The 12,877-nt window shown below is 38.9% G+C and carries 15 protein-coding genes; 9 read left to right on the forward strand and 6 right to left on the reverse strand.

Going from position 1 to position 12,877, the window contains the following annotated elements; translation table 11 throughout:
* The first annotated feature begins 132 nt into the window (after nucleotides 1-132).
* From N0824_RS19210 to N0824_RS19225, 3 genes are all read left to right on the forward strand, one after another.
* The gene (locus N0824_RS19210; RefSeq protein ID WP_108937911.1) at nucleotides 133-1,416 is read left to right on the forward strand and encodes an O-antigen ligase; all 1,284 of its coding nucleotides are present in this window, start codon (nucleotides 133-135) and stop codon (nucleotides 1,414-1,416) included.
* Between the two features lie 23 nt (nucleotides 1,417-1,439).
* Nucleotides 1,440-2,393 (forward strand): glycosyltransferase family A protein, encoded by a 954-nt coding sequence (locus N0824_RS19215; RefSeq protein WP_233256485.1) that lies wholly within the window; start codon nucleotides 1,440-1,442, stop codon nucleotides 2,391-2,393.
* A gap of 293 nt (nucleotides 2,394-2,686) precedes the next feature.
* Complete coding sequence (locus N0824_RS19225) at nucleotides 2,687-2,839, forward strand: PIN domain-containing protein (protein WP_002763721.1); 153 nt, start codon at nucleotides 2,687-2,689, stop codon at nucleotides 2,837-2,839.
* A gap of 11 nt (nucleotides 2,840-2,850) precedes the next feature.
* On the opposite strand, the gene N0824_RS19230 is transcribed toward N0824_RS19225, so the two are convergent.
* The 3 genes from N0824_RS19230 to pheT form a co-directional block, all read right to left on the reverse strand.
* On the reverse strand, nucleotides 2,851-3,192 hold the full coding sequence (locus N0824_RS19230; protein ID WP_002763718.1) for a helix-turn-helix domain-containing protein: 342 nt from the start codon (nucleotides 3,190-3,192) through the stop codon (nucleotides 2,851-2,853).
* Between the two features lie 4 nt (nucleotides 3,193-3,196).
* A complete protein-coding gene (locus N0824_RS19235; RefSeq protein ID WP_002763716.1) occupies nucleotides 3,197-3,538 on the reverse strand; it encodes a type II toxin-antitoxin system RelE/ParE family toxin in 342 nt (113 codons plus the stop codon).
* A gap of 222 nt (nucleotides 3,539-3,760) precedes the next feature.
* Nucleotides 3,761-6,196, reverse strand: coding sequence for a phenylalanine--tRNA ligase subunit beta (gene pheT, locus N0824_RS19240; RefSeq protein ID WP_108937914.1), 2,436 nt, complete (start codon nucleotides 6,194-6,196; stop codon nucleotides 3,761-3,763).
* 170 nt (nucleotides 6,197-6,366) lie between these two features.
* Between pheT and N0824_RS19245 the strand changes: the two genes are divergently transcribed.
* Entirely contained in the window at nucleotides 6,367-7,707 is a 1,341-nt protein-coding gene (locus tag N0824_RS19245; protein WP_108937915.1) for a DNA cytosine methyltransferase, read from the forward strand.
* Here N0824_RS19245 and N0824_RS21490 read toward each other — a convergent pair.
* Nucleotides 7,699-8,469: a hypothetical protein gene (locus tag N0824_RS21490; RefSeq protein ID WP_233256486.1), complete on the reverse strand. Its 771-nt coding sequence runs from the start codon at nucleotides 8,467-8,469 to the stop codon at nucleotides 7,699-7,701. The genes N0824_RS19245 and N0824_RS21490 overlap by 9 nt on opposite strands.
* Entirely contained in the window at nucleotides 8,450-8,695 is a 246-nt protein-coding gene (locus N0824_RS19255; protein ID WP_002749478.1) for a helix-turn-helix domain-containing protein, read from the reverse strand. The genes N0824_RS21490 and N0824_RS19255 overlap by 20 nt, the downstream gene beginning before the upstream one ends.
* Nucleotides 8,696-8,886: 191 nt before the next feature.
* Between N0824_RS19255 and N0824_RS19260 the strand changes: the two genes are divergently transcribed.
* From N0824_RS19260 to N0824_RS19295, 5 genes are all read left to right on the forward strand, one after another.
* The gene (locus N0824_RS19260) at nucleotides 8,887-9,519 is read left to right on the forward strand and encodes a 2OG-Fe(II) oxygenase (RefSeq protein ID WP_002763712.1); all 633 of its coding nucleotides are present in this window, start codon (nucleotides 8,887-8,889) and stop codon (nucleotides 9,517-9,519) included.
* 1,220 nt (nucleotides 9,520-10,739) lie between these two features.
* Nucleotides 10,740-10,997, forward strand: a complete 258-nt coding sequence (locus N0824_RS19280; RefSeq protein ID WP_373456635.1) for a type II toxin-antitoxin system RelE/ParE family toxin — start codon at nucleotides 10,740-10,742, stop codon at nucleotides 10,995-10,997.
* Nucleotides 10,994-11,296, forward strand: a complete 303-nt coding sequence (locus tag N0824_RS19285; protein WP_108937918.1) for a hypothetical protein — start codon at nucleotides 10,994-10,996, stop codon at nucleotides 11,294-11,296. The genes N0824_RS19280 and N0824_RS19285 overlap by 4 nt, the downstream gene beginning before the upstream one ends.
* 271 nt (nucleotides 11,297-11,567) lie before the next feature.
* Complete coding sequence (locus N0824_RS19290; protein ID WP_108937919.1) at nucleotides 11,568-11,852, forward strand: type II toxin-antitoxin system HicB family antitoxin; 285 nt, start codon at nucleotides 11,568-11,570, stop codon at nucleotides 11,850-11,852.
* Entirely contained in the window at nucleotides 11,849-12,034 is a 186-nt protein-coding gene (locus tag N0824_RS19295; protein ID WP_108937920.1) for a type II toxin-antitoxin system HicA family toxin, read from the forward strand. The genes N0824_RS19290 and N0824_RS19295 overlap by 4 nt, the downstream gene beginning before the upstream one ends.
* A gap of 197 nt (nucleotides 12,035-12,231) precedes the next feature.
* Here N0824_RS19295 and N0824_RS19300 read toward each other — a convergent pair whose 3' ends face one another.
* Nucleotides 12,232-12,837, reverse strand: a complete 606-nt coding sequence (locus N0824_RS19300) for a DedA family protein (protein WP_108937921.1) — start codon at nucleotides 12,835-12,837, stop codon at nucleotides 12,232-12,234.
* Between the last annotated feature and the right edge of the window lie 40 nt (nucleotides 12,838-12,877).

Genomic DNA, 12,877 nt, shown 5'->3' on the forward strand with positions numbered 1-12,877 from the left:
TCGATTACTCGATCAACTTAAACGTCGAAAAGCTTAACACCATGGCAACACCATGATGAGTTGATATACTCTAAGGATAGCATCTTGAAATATTGAGTCAATGCAAGTTATTTAAGTAATAGATGACACATTATGTTTTTAACAAAACATCCCGATCTGAAGCTAAACATTCCTTGGTATTTAACTCAAATTAGTTTTTTGCTGTTGCCTATCAACCCCTTAGGGGGAATGTTAGTTATTTGTACAGCGATTATAATAATTTTTAGATTAAAATATAGAGTCATTATTTCTCAATATATTAATTGGGGATTTGCTATCTTAGGTGGCTCATTAATAATGACCAGCCTTTTTGCCTTTGATCGGGTTTCTGCCATCTCTGGATTGATAAATTTTTTCCCTTACTTCATTATTTTTGCTGGACTCAGCCAACTACTTTACTCAGTGAGTACATTAGAACAATTAGCAAGGATAATATACTTTGGTTCAGTTCCTATAACCGTGTTAGGCTTTGGACAAATTTGGTGGGGGTTACAAGGAGAAATACAAAATATATTGATCCCTGGATGGTATTTAAGAGCAATGGGCAATCCTTCTGGTAGGATGTCATCTTTATTTTATCATGCTAATTTTCTAGCAAGTTTTCTAACTATTATTTGGGTGTTGGGACTGGGCTTAATAATTCTAGAGTTAAGAAAATCGAATACTGATAAAAAATTTTTTTATCTTAGTCTGCTTTTGGTGATCAATTCCCTAACATTTATTGCTCTAATTTTAACTCATTCTCGTAATGGTTGGATGACTACATTAGTAACTTGTCTTGCTTTTGCTATTTATTTAGGCTGGCGATGGATTTTGCTAACAGTAGCAATCGTGAGCGGGGCGATTATTATCGCTGCTTTTGGCAATCCTCCAGTAAGAGATTGGTTTAGATTAATTGTTCCAATGTTTATTTGGGCTCGAATAAACGATCAATTTTATCCTAATCGAGATGTAGAAACTCTCCGAATAACTCTGTGGAAATTCTCCTGGCATTTAGCCCTTAAGTCACCTTGGAAAGGATGGGGTTTAGGAAGTTTTAAACATCTCTATCAGCCTCAATCTCAGATAGTAATAGGACATTCACACAACTTAACACTGATGCTTCTGTCTGAAGTGGGGATTCCCTGGACAGTTTTTTTCTATTTTTTAGTTGGCTGGATATTGGCAAAAGGGATTATACTTTTAACCAAAATAAATCTGGATAACTCAGAAGAAAAATTGATTATATTTACTTATTTAACAGCTTTTTTTGCTTGTATATTATTTCATGTCTTTGATGTTACTATTTTTGATGAAAGAGTCAATCTTATATCCTGGTCGATTTTGTCAGCGATTCATGGCTTAACAAATAATAAAAAAAGAAAATATTTTACCTAAACTAAATATTCTTGTAAATGCTCATGAAATTCAGTATTGTTATAACAACATATAATCGCTTACCATTTTTAAAATGGTCATTAGAATCGGCAATCAATCAAACTATAAACTGTGAAATTATTGTTGTAGATGATGCTTCTTCTGATCAAACTGAAGAATATATCAAGCAGTTAGGTGATCGAGTTATATATCATCGCAACTCGATAAATTTAGGACATTCAGAAAGTGTTAATATTGGAGTCAAAATTGCCAAAGGAGAATGGATTAAGCTGATTGATGATGATGATTATATTATGCCTGAATGTATCGAAATTATCGGCAAATCTCTCGTTTATTTTCCTGATGCTGTTATTTGCTCTTGTCAGGCAAAAAAAATTGATATAATAGGCAACATTATCGATGATAAACATCAAGTTCAATTTAATAATTTAGCTCTTTGTATTCGGCAAGAAGACATACACTACGGTATGCTTTTGGATATCTGTCCTTTGGGAACACCTGTTCAAGTTGCTTTTCAAAAAAAAGCATTTTTGCGATCGGGAGGCTGGGATAAAGACTTTGACGGTAATTATGATGATATTAACTCATGGATAGAAATTGCCAAGTACGGCGATGCTGTATTTGTCGGTAAGTGTCTATGTTTTAAAAGAGTATGGTCGGGATGTTGCAATAGCAATATATCAATAAAAGAGCGATACAAAAAAAATATTTTAATCAAACAAAAAATTTATGATATGGTACATCCTAAACATCGGAAAAAGTTACCAGAATTGTCAGTTATAGAAGGTTATATTTGCCTGCATTGGCTTTTGATTTATATTAAAAAATTAAACATAAAAATTGTCCTAGAATTGATCCGCTATGATGCAATTAATTGGGATGCTTTAAAATTGATGTTTAAAATAATATGTATAAAAAGATTTAGGCTTTTATTTAAAGAACTTTTACCAGAATTACAGCAAATTGATATTAAATAATGGTACAGCCAATACCCGACTAGATGCCGAAATACTAATGTTTTTTTGTTTGTCTAGGATTTAAGAGATTTCCTGTTGCTTTTCAATAGCACGGGCAATGAGAGGAGCTTTTCTTGCTAATCCCTCTAGGGTGATTTCACCTTGTTCATACATTCTAAACAACGGGAAGCAAACCTCAAATCCAAGCGGGGAAATCTGTTGCGCTTGCGAGGTGTTTCTGAGATTTCGGCAGCTACAGGGTAAACTAACGCCCCAACCGATTATGTAACCTATCTGATCGAGAAGTATCAATAATGCGAGTTCTGATTGATACCAATGTCATTCTTGATTTTCTACAAGAACGAGAGCTATTTGTGGAAAACGCAGCAAGATTATTTGAGCGTATTGATGCTGGGGAAATTCAGGGATTTATCGCATCAACGACAATAACTAACATTAGTGGATAGGATGCACAAAATTAGCATTCAGGTCTTGATTCAGCAACGCCTTTGACACTGGCAATGATTTGTCCGATGTCTTGAGGAGTGGCACCTGTTGCCAACAGCGAGGGGATAAGCAATTCCAGTGAAACCGACGGATCGCCATTTTCAGCTTTGGCAATCCGAGGTTGACTAGAGCCGATTTTATTGGCCAGTTCACTTTGAGTCATTATCTTCTGCCGCTGACTTTTCAAACTTTTGCTAAGAGCTAGTTTGATTTCAACAAGGATAATCTCTTCGGGCGTTAACTCTAAAAAGTCGGAAACGGTTCCGATTTTCCAGCCTTTTGATTCCAAAAGCCCTTTTTTAGTCTCTTCCATCCTCTTATTCCTGCTGATCAGTATCGTATTTACTCAAGCGTTTCTTACAAACCTCAATTACACTTTTGGGTGTTGCTCTTGTTGTCTTATTAAACACCTCAATAATCAAGATTGCATCTTCATCAATTCGATAAATAATCCTCCAATTTTTATCGATGTCTCTAATGCGTAGCTCATGACAATGATAGCCTACACTTGGCATAGGACGCGAATGTGGCAAACCAAGGGGTTCGCCTTCCTGTAGTTGCCTGAGTAAGACACCTGCTTCGATCCGTGCTTCTAAACTGAAAGGTGGGGTCTTGATCTCACCATGCAGCCAAGCTAAAGGTTTGCTTTGATCAGCCATGATGTGTTTATATCATATCTGATGTACTAAAATATGGCAATCGCCTCACTACTATCTAACAATTCAAAGGTGGCGGAGCGACAAAATATGAACAGTGAACCTACTTTGAGCAACTCTCAAACTGATTGGTAATCATTAGAGGCGATATTGATAGCGATGTGTGAGATTATTCTTGAGATAATATAAGGTCGATGTCTGATAACTGATAATTGATCGCTGAATTTAACTTCTTAAAGAAACTTGGAACTGTTTAACTAAAGCTTCTCGCACTTTTGTCATTAAGGGTTCCACATCTTCATCGGTTAAAGTTCGATCGCTGGCACGATAGACTAAACTAAAGGCCAAACTACAATGATTTTCTGGCACATTCTGCCCCTGATAGCGATCGAATAATTCGACTTTTTCTAAAAGAGTTCCCCCAGCATTTTTGATAGTTTTTGTCAATCTATCTACGGGTATATCTGTGGAAACAAAAAAGGCGATATCTCGTGCTGCCCCCGGATAGGTAGAATAGACCTGTAAACGCGGGGTAATTTTGGCACTATCGCTAAGAGTTGCTAACAGGATCGGGAACCGGATTTCAAAGGCATAAACTGCCTCAATTAATCCCTTTTGCTGACGCAATTGCGGGTGTAGTTGACCGAATATACCTAGGCGTTGTTTGCCAATCCATAAAGATGCTGTTCGTCCGGGATGAAAACGCGCATCTTCGGCATATTTTTCGTAGCTTACTGTCAGCGAAAGGCGATCGAATACTGCTTCTAAAATCCCTTTTGCTTCATACCAAGTCATGGCCACCTCTTTACCCGATCGCAGCCAACGTCCAGCAGGGAAGAAATCACCGCCAAAAATACCAGCAATTGCATCGTATTCGTTGATATTATCCGATTCTAAGCGAAAAACTCGCCCGATCTCGAAGCCATTTAAGGAACCGTTACCCTGAGACTGATTATACTCAAACGCTTCGATTAAACCGTCAAGGAGATTAGTCCGCAAAGCAGAATACTCGACAAAAAGGGGATTAGCGAGGACAACTTCCGCTAATTCCGGTTTAACTAGGGAATACTGGACTAATTCCGTCAAACCGACTGCTCGAAAAGCTTCCCGCACTCGACGCTGTATAGTTTCCTCAAAGGATAATCCTCCGGCTGCGGTTTTTGCTGGCAAAGTATCGACAAAGCGATCATATCCGTACAGTCGCGCCACTTCTTCAATTAAGTCAATTTCCCGTTCTAAATCCCGATAACGGTAGTCTGGGACTGTTACAGTCCACAGAACAGGATTTTTCGAGGTTAACTGCAATTCACAGCCTAAATTGCCTAAAATCCGTTCCACATCTTCGGCGATAATTTCACCGATCGCACCATTATCTAGGGTAACTTGACCCAGTAGCTGCTGCAAACGTTCTAAACGCAATTCGATCGAACCCCTGGACCGTTCGGCGCGATAATCAGCTTTAACCTGACTGCTGACAGTTCCCCCAGCTAACTCTAGAATCAAATCGATCGCCCTTTGACAAGCATATTCCAAAGCGGCGGGATTAACACCGCGTTCATAGCGTCCGGAAGATTCGCTGCGTAAACCCTGCGCTTTTGAGGAACGACGGATAGCGATCGGATCGAATAAAGCCGACTCTAGCACAAGATTAACGGTTTCCTCGTTAACTTCCGTATCTTGACCTCCCATCACCCCCGCTAGAGCTACTGGCTTATTATTGGCAGTAATTAACAAATTAAGCTCTTTTAAGCTTCTTTCCTGACCATCAAGGGTAATGATTTTTTCCCCTTCCTCGGCAAAACGGACCCCAATAGTAACGGATTTACCTCCGGCAAAACTTTGTAAACGATCGCGATCGAAAGCGTGTAAGGGTTGTCCCCACTCCAAGAGGACATAATTAGTAATATCGACCACATTATTGATCGATCGCAGTCCGGCTGCCTGTAAACGCTGTTGCAACCATAGCGGAGATGGGCCAATTTTTACCCCCTCGATCACCGTACCAATATAAGCAGGACAGGCTGTATTTTCTGATATTTCCAGCGTTAAATCTTTTTTAGGGGAAAATTCCCCTAATTTGACTTTTGGTAGGCTTAATTCTCCTCCTGTCAAAGCCGCCACTTCTCGCGCAACTCCGATCATACTCAAAGCATCGGCACGGTTAGCGGTGGGAGAAATATCTAAAATCACCTCATCGAGTCCTAAAAGGGGACGAACATCTGTACCTAAAGGGAGATTTTCCTGACTAAAAATGTGGATTCCTTCAGAATCCTTAGTTAATCCTAATTCTGCGAGGGAACAGATCATCCCTTCCGATTTTACCCCGCGCAATTTAGCCGGTTTAATCGTTAAATTGATTTTTGGTAAATGAGTTCCCAAAGTAGCCACGGGAACTAGAATATCAGCCCTAGCATTGGGCGCACCACAGACAATTGTACTAGGGTTTTCCTGACCGATATCCACCTGACAGACACTTAATTTATCTGCGTTGGGATGGGGTTGGCGATCGATAATTTTACCAATAACCACACCCTTTGCCCATTCTCGGCGATCCTCGATCTCTTCCACTTCTATTCCCGCAATTGTCAATAATTCGGCTAATTCTTGGGGAGATTGGACAATTTTGACTAATTCTCGTAACCAGTTGATCGAAATCCGCATCGTTAATTCTTGCTTGCCGTTGGTTCTTAACTATTGTAAACGGTGGGTTGTCACCGCGACTGGGTTGACAGGAAAGATCGCTTTCAGGTTTGCTGGGGATACTCATTTTTAAAAGTTGCCTTCAGCCAATTATTATTATAGACTATAAGTTACATGGAGTAAGAAAATCGATGAGGAAAGCAATCAGTCTATTTGCCTGTGGTGGAATTGGAGATATGGCTCTTCGCTCTGGGGGATTTGAAGTTGTAGTGGCGAATGAATTATTGAAAGATCGTGCAGAAGTATTTAAATTTAACCACCCAGAATCATTAATGATTATTGGGGATATATGGGATACAAAAAATGAGATAGTCGCAGAAACAAAGCAGCGACTCTCTGGACAAAATTTAGACATTGTTTTTGCGACTCCTCCCTGCCAAGGTATGTCTAGAAATGGCAGAGGTAAGCTGCTTAATTCTATTCGTAAAGGCTCAAAAAATGAAATCGACCAGAGAAATTTATTAATCATTCCCACCCTAGAAGTTTTTCTGGCTAGTGGAGCAGAAACACTGGTCATGGAAAATGTGCCAGAAATGCAAAATACTTATATACCCTTTCCCGAGAAAGACGATTATTTAGTAAATATTTTACATTATATAAAACAGCGTATTGGTGATAAATTTTTGAGTTCGCTTAGCATTATAGATTTTGCTGATTATGGAGTCCCGCAGAATCGTCAACGACTTATTTCAATATTTACTAAAAATGAGAAACTGAAGAATTATTTAAAAAAGAACAATTCTCTTTTTCCTAAACCAACTCATAGTAAAGAAGGATTAGAACTTCCTAAATGGAAAACTGTTCGAGACGCAATATATCATTTACCACCGCTTGACTCTCAACGAAAAGAAACTGCTAAATCAGATGATATACCATATCACTATGTACCCCTATTAGATGAAGAAAAATATTTTTGGATCAGTAATACACCCGAAGAAAAAAGTTCATTTGATAATCAATGTATTAACCCTGTTTGTAGATATAATGGTAATCCAACACACAGCGCACGCAAAAATAATGAAGGAATTAATCGAGCTAGTACAGAAACCCCCCTTTACTGCCTTAAATGTGGACACATTCTTCCTCGTCCATGGGTTAAAGAAGATGGAAAATACAGGTTGATGAAAGGTTATACCAGTGCCTATAAAAGAATGAGTTGGGACGCACCAGCCAGTACAATTACACGAAATCTCTCCTATGCTTGTAGTGACAATAAACTACATCCTATTCAAAATAGAGTATTATCTCTGTATGAAGCAATGATTCTTCACACAATTACCGAATACCCATTTTCATGGAAACGGGCAGATGACAAAAGAGTTAGTGATAAACTAATTAGAGAGTTAATTGGCGAAAGTATCCCACCTGCTGGATTACAAAAAATATTTGATCATTTAGTATCCATCCTCAATGATGATTGTTCTCTTGAGGAGCAAATCAAGGAAAAATATGAGCAGCTCTGTCTATTTTGAAATTAAATTGTCTTTGTTATATTTGTTGACAAAATCAATATATCTATCGTCATTCTTGATCATAATCCAGTTTTTATACATTTTCTTAACGCCTTGTCGTGACATAATTGAGACGCTAGTTGTTCTTCCACCGCCTTCTGTTGGCTGAACAATTTTACCCCAATCATTGTCAGTTAAGTTGTTGCAAAAAAAGACAGCAACTATTTGAGGTATAGTATTCTCAAAATCCCAGAGAATGCCAATAAGATTGTTAGTTTCTCTATGGTGAGCCTTCCAATCATAGCTTTTCATTACCTCGATTCTTGTGTCTCCCATATCGGGTTTTTCTTTTCCAGTCTTCTTTAATTCTCTTGGTGTAGGAACACTGCCACAAGTGGCTTTAACCTCTACTCCCCCATTAGCAAATGGACTAAATGGAGACTTATCTCGCATTCGTCTTTCTTGGGAAAGTTGTTCAAAAAAAACTTTGCCATTCTTATCCATTAACAGCAAATCTGGATAGCCGTCTTGATGCGGATTGTTGATAAATAATCCCTGGGATTTATTGGCAAATTCTATGGCAAATAGCTCACCAATAAATGCAGAAAGATTTCTTATACCTAGAATTCTAAATATATCTACGGGTATATCTTGGACTATTTTTTTAACAACAGAATGACATTCAACTAATGAATGCTCAAATATGACTTTATCGATAGTTATTTTCTGACCCTGTTTTGAGAAAAAGCTGGTATCAGAATGTTTATTTATGATATAACTCATTAATTTCTTCCGCAACAGTATTGACAAAAGTAACAATATCCATGTCCAGAGCTGAAATAATTTGTTCTAAGGAGTCCAAAGTAATGTTTCTTACTCCCCTTTCAACTCCAGATATGTAGGTTCTGTCAAGATTAGCTCTATACCCTAAAGCTTCTTGACTCAGATTACGTTTCTTCCGCAATTTTCTTACAGTCACAGCAACAGCAGTGACTAGCTTTCCTGCCATATATAAACTACCAAAGAAGATATTGAAATTCTCTACAGTCCATTTTCCTTCTATGATGACTATTAATCTACGGACTATAAGTCACAAAAGCTGATTCTGAATAAACCTGTATTCGGGAGCGGCAAAAACTCTGATTTTGTGTTTGACTAAAAATGTATCCTAAAGATTGCCATACCGTTGCGATTCTATCCGTGCCTTACTATTCCCAATATCCCGACGCTTTTACTCCCAGTTATCTGAGCGAACTACAAGGACAGATTCTCGCTTGTCCCCACTTCACAGTTAACAATTTAAATCGAGATTTCGTTAAAACCAAAGGCTTTTCTATCGCTTTTCGACGCACACAAATCAGCGAAGTTGCACGAATGTTTCCCTATTTTAAACCCTATCTTGATCGCAGTTTACAAGCTGACTGCAACGCTTTTTATCTTAATCCCTTACTCCTACAAACCGGTTCACGCGTCGATCCCCATATCGATCGCTCCCTGCGCTCCTATTGTAAAACAATCGATCCTCCGCTTCTAGTTAGCGTCCTTTATGTGCAGGTTCCTAAAGATATTCAAGGGGGGGAACTGGTACTAGCAACAGGCAATCGTTCCGTGGCCCAGATTCGTCCTTGTGCTAACACCCTGATCTTATTTCAAGGAGATCTCACCCATTCAGTTAATCCCGTTAGCTGTTCCGGTATTCGTCTCAGTCTTGTCTGCGAACAATATCGTTTAGATGCCGAAGAATTGCGAGAGATTCCCGAAATGCAGATAGAATCGCGAACCATAAAACCAGAAAAGAAAAAAAAGAAAGATCGGGTCGTTGCTCTACAATAAAAGGGCATTTTTGTAAAGATATTCTAGATGGTGATGCGCGAACCGATCGTCGAATTAAGGGGAGTGACTAAAGCTTTCGGTAAGAAAGTAATCTTAAATAGGGTATGCGGCAAAAAGTTTTTCCTGGGGGCAGGGTGTGGGGTTTTACCGATTTTGAGGTAGTCAGTTACCTAATTTTCAGCGAAAAAGTCCCGGAATTTTCCCCCCGATCCCCGCAATGGCTGGCACTTTTTGAGGGAAAAAAAGTCTAAAAGTCTTATCCAACAAAAGACATCTCCAAAAATTATAACCCAGTCACAGCTTGCTTTCGGTTTATGTACTAACTAAACAGTTCAATGGCTGCAATGTATATCTATCGTTGCTAATTCAATTTTACTGAAAAAATATGAGGCAATTAAAATAATTTTTATTCGGATAGATTCCTTAACTAGAAAGACTTTTAGTCTTAAGATAATATTAGGTCGAGGTCTAAAGTTTTTAGATTTATTCAGCAACCCCTATGTATGGGGGAAGTTCAGTTATGCAAGTCTTAGCTAGGGTTTGCTGAATAATGGTAAAACCCTTTTAAAATAAGGCTTTTAACCTGCTAAAATCCGATGTTCATGCTGCGAAAATAGGATTAAGACCTTCAAAAACCTTGCATTATCCTTCTTGCAGTACATAAACTGGTACAAAAAAGAGGATAACAAAGCCTGAAACGACCGGCTACTGACTCCTGATACCATTTTTCTAAAGTAATGGCAGAGATAGTTAATTGCCCTCACCCCAACCCCTCTCGCTTTCGGGGAGAGGGGAGTAGGATGTCTGCCACGAATAAAGAAAAATGGTATTATTTTTTACCAAGACGAAAGAGGTAATATACCAATTCTCGAATGGCTTGACAGCCTTCCTGATAAAGCTCAAAACAAAGGCTCTTCGGGACTTGGTATGGTTCGATAGGGGGGCATAAATCGACTAAATCCTTATCTGGCAAAGGATTTAATTGATTAGTTCGCTCCAGATCGCAAACAATTGACAAAAATTGCGGTAATGTCTGTCTCTATAAGGGTTTCATTCCTTATAACCCCGTCCATTGCATAAGACAAACCGAAGACCCAAAACAAATGCTTTGTCAAATTAGAAAGACTATAGCGGTGTGCAGTCGTATGAGGTACAGTATCACGAGCTATAAACCATGCTAGGCAAAGCTTGGTCTGTATCTCACTCAAGCGCTTACCGCTATAGCAGAACTAGGACATGAATTACGCAGACCAGAAGCAGACTTTTTGCGAGATAAAATTTATGAATTGAGAGTTAATTTTCAAGGAATAAATTATAGAATTCTTTATTTCTTTTATAAAAACCAAGCTGTGGTTATTTCTCATGGTATAATTAAAGAAAAAAAAGTTCCACCGCTCGAAATTGAGCAAGCAATTAAAAACAAGACTAAATTTGAAAAGAATCCCGAATTACACACTTATTTTCAGGAGTTAATATGAATACATCCCAAACAACAGCCGATGGCTTAAAAATTCTTTACCAACGTTATTACGCTAATAATCCAGAGCGTCAATTAGAATTAGAAAAGGCTCGTATTGATGACGAAGTAGCCAGAAAAATATTTAAGATCAAGGAAACATATCATCTTTCAAAAAAAGCTTTAGCAGAATTAATTAATACTGATGAATCCATTATTGAAGCTTTAGAAAATGCTGAATATGAAGTAAACTCTTTTTTGTTGTTAAATCTCATAGCTACAGCCCTAAAAATAAAGGTTGAATTTGAATTAGTTTTTTAGGTTTTTTTAGGAATAGCATAACGCACCCTACACTCTGTGATTGCGAGGGGGTGAGACCAGCGTTAATCTTTATCTATCTATCAACCAATATCCCCCGAGGCCATCTTCCCGTGGAACAGGCTAGAAGCCTATTTTAGATTAGGTACAATTAATGATACGATCGGTGCGTTACGGCGGCTTGTTAATTTTGGTTTTTTGACCGAATTGGTAGCCGCCTAACGCACCCTACATTTTACTAAATATATCGGTGAAAGAAAGGAGCATAAATTGGATGCTTACCTACAAAGCAATGTATAAATTTCTGGAACAGGGAGTCCATGGAGAAGTCTTGGATTTTCCCGGCGTGATTTCCTGGGGAAATGATCTAGCAGCAGTACGCCGTTCCTTAGCCAGTGCGCTGGTGGACATGGCAGAAGTTAATTTATCTAGGGGGGAATCCTTACCCTTGCCTAATGCGTTGTTAACAGACCCAGAAGCGGATTTAGAAGAACCAATTTATCTAATCTTTTCCGCATCAACCCATGTCCAAATTGTACCGACTTTGATAGCCTCATGAAGCGTCGAGATTTGTTACGTTATCTCAGTCAACAGGGTTGTCAATTGGTACGAGAAGGAAGTGAACATTCCATCTGGGAAAATCCACTCAATGGTCGGCGTACAGCCATCCCTCGACATAGAGAAATTGTCGAGTTTACTGCTGTGAGAATTTTTCGTCAGTTGGACATACCAGAACCTTGATCACAAGCGGCGATCGCTGACTACAATCAAGCGATTCAAATCAAACTTGACTATGCTTATCAGCAGCCTCCAAGACTCACCTCCCTTGGGGCTAGGCCTGCTGTAGAGAGTAAAACGTAGGGTGCGTTAGACGGCAAAAATTGCTGATTTGACTGGAAAGTGACAATCCGTCGTAACGCACCACCTATGATCAACATTTACTCATACCGGCGGTTACGTTTGCGGATAATCCAGAGGATAAACCAGATAACGAGGGCTATTAGAGCTATTTTTGAGACGGGAGCCAGATATTCTTCCACAAGGGGGTAATTTTTCCCTAAAAAGTAACCTGCTGCCGTTAAAAAAACGACCCAGAGGGTCGTGCCGATGGTGGAGTAAACTAAAAAGGGAATCATCGCCATGTGATTCATCCCAGCAGGCAGGGAAATCAAAGTTCGTACTCCGGGGACCAAACGACAGAGTAAAACCGCTTTACTACCGTGACGATTAAACCATTGATTGGCTTTTTGAATATCTTTAGCGGAAACAGTTATCCATTTGCCGTATTTATCGGCTAGTTTTTCGATTTTTTCCTCATCCACAACCCGACCGAGATAATACCAAGGTAGCGCTCCGACTACGGTTCCGACAATCCCCGCTACCACTGCCGGAATAAATTGCATTTGTCCCTCATGGACGGTAAAACCGGCTAGGGGCATAATTAATTCCGAGGGAATGGGAGGAAAAAGATTCTCTAAAAACATTAATAGGGCTATGCCTAAATAGCCCATAGAAGTCATTGTATTTGTAATCCATTCAGTCATATTTTTTTATGATTTAGAAAACAGTTTTAAAGTAAAGTAT

The sequence above is a fragment of the Microcystis sp. 0824 genome, from assembly GCF_003112475.1.
Lineage (GTDB): Bacteria > Cyanobacteriota > Cyanobacteriia > Cyanobacteriales > Microcystaceae > Microcystis > Microcystis aeruginosa_C.

Excerpts from the sequence above, each read along its gene's own strand:
- N0824_RS19210 (WP_108937911.1), top strand. The coding sequence starts at position 133 with ATGTTTTTAACAAAACATCCCGATCTGAAGCTAAACATTCCTTGGTAT.
- N0824_RS19215 (WP_233256485.1), top strand. The coding sequence starts at position 1,440 with ATGAAATTCAGTATTGTTATAACAACATATAATCGCTTACCATTTTTA.
- N0824_RS19225 (WP_002763721.1), top strand. The coding sequence starts at position 2,687 with ATGCGAGTTCTGATTGATACCAATGTCATTCTTGATTTTCTACAAGAA.
- N0824_RS19230 (WP_002763718.1), bottom strand. The coding sequence starts at position 3,192 with ATGGAAGAGACTAAAAAAGGGCTTTTGGAATCAAAAGGCTGGAAAATC.
- N0824_RS19235 (WP_002763716.1), bottom strand. The coding sequence starts at position 3,538 with ATGGCTGATCAAAGCAAACCTTTAGCTTGGCTGCATGGTGAGATCAAG.
- pheT (WP_108937914.1), bottom strand. The coding sequence starts at position 6,196 with ATGCGGATTTCGATCAACTGGTTACGAGAATTAGTCAAAATTGTCCAA.
- N0824_RS19245 (WP_108937915.1), top strand. The coding sequence starts at position 6,367 with ATGAGGAAAGCAATCAGTCTATTTGCCTGTGGTGGAATTGGAGATATG.
- N0824_RS21490 (WP_233256486.1), bottom strand. The coding sequence starts at position 8,469 with ATGAGTTATATCATAAATAAACATTCTGATACCAGCTTTTTCTCAAAA.
- N0824_RS19255 (WP_002749478.1), bottom strand. The coding sequence starts at position 8,695 with ATGGCAGGAAAGCTAGTCACTGCTGTTGCTGTGACTGTAAGAAAATTG.
- N0824_RS19285 (WP_108937918.1), top strand. The coding sequence starts at position 10,994 with ATGAATACATCCCAAACAACAGCCGATGGCTTAAAAATTCTTTACCAA.
- N0824_RS19290 (WP_108937919.1), top strand. The coding sequence starts at position 11,568 with ATGCTTACCTACAAAGCAATGTATAAATTTCTGGAACAGGGAGTCCAT.
- N0824_RS19295 (WP_108937920.1), top strand. The coding sequence starts at position 11,849 with ATGAAGCGTCGAGATTTGTTACGTTATCTCAGTCAACAGGGTTGTCAA.
- N0824_RS19300 (WP_108937921.1), bottom strand. The coding sequence starts at position 12,837 with ATGACTGAATGGATTACAAATACAATGACTTCTATGGGCTATTTAGGC.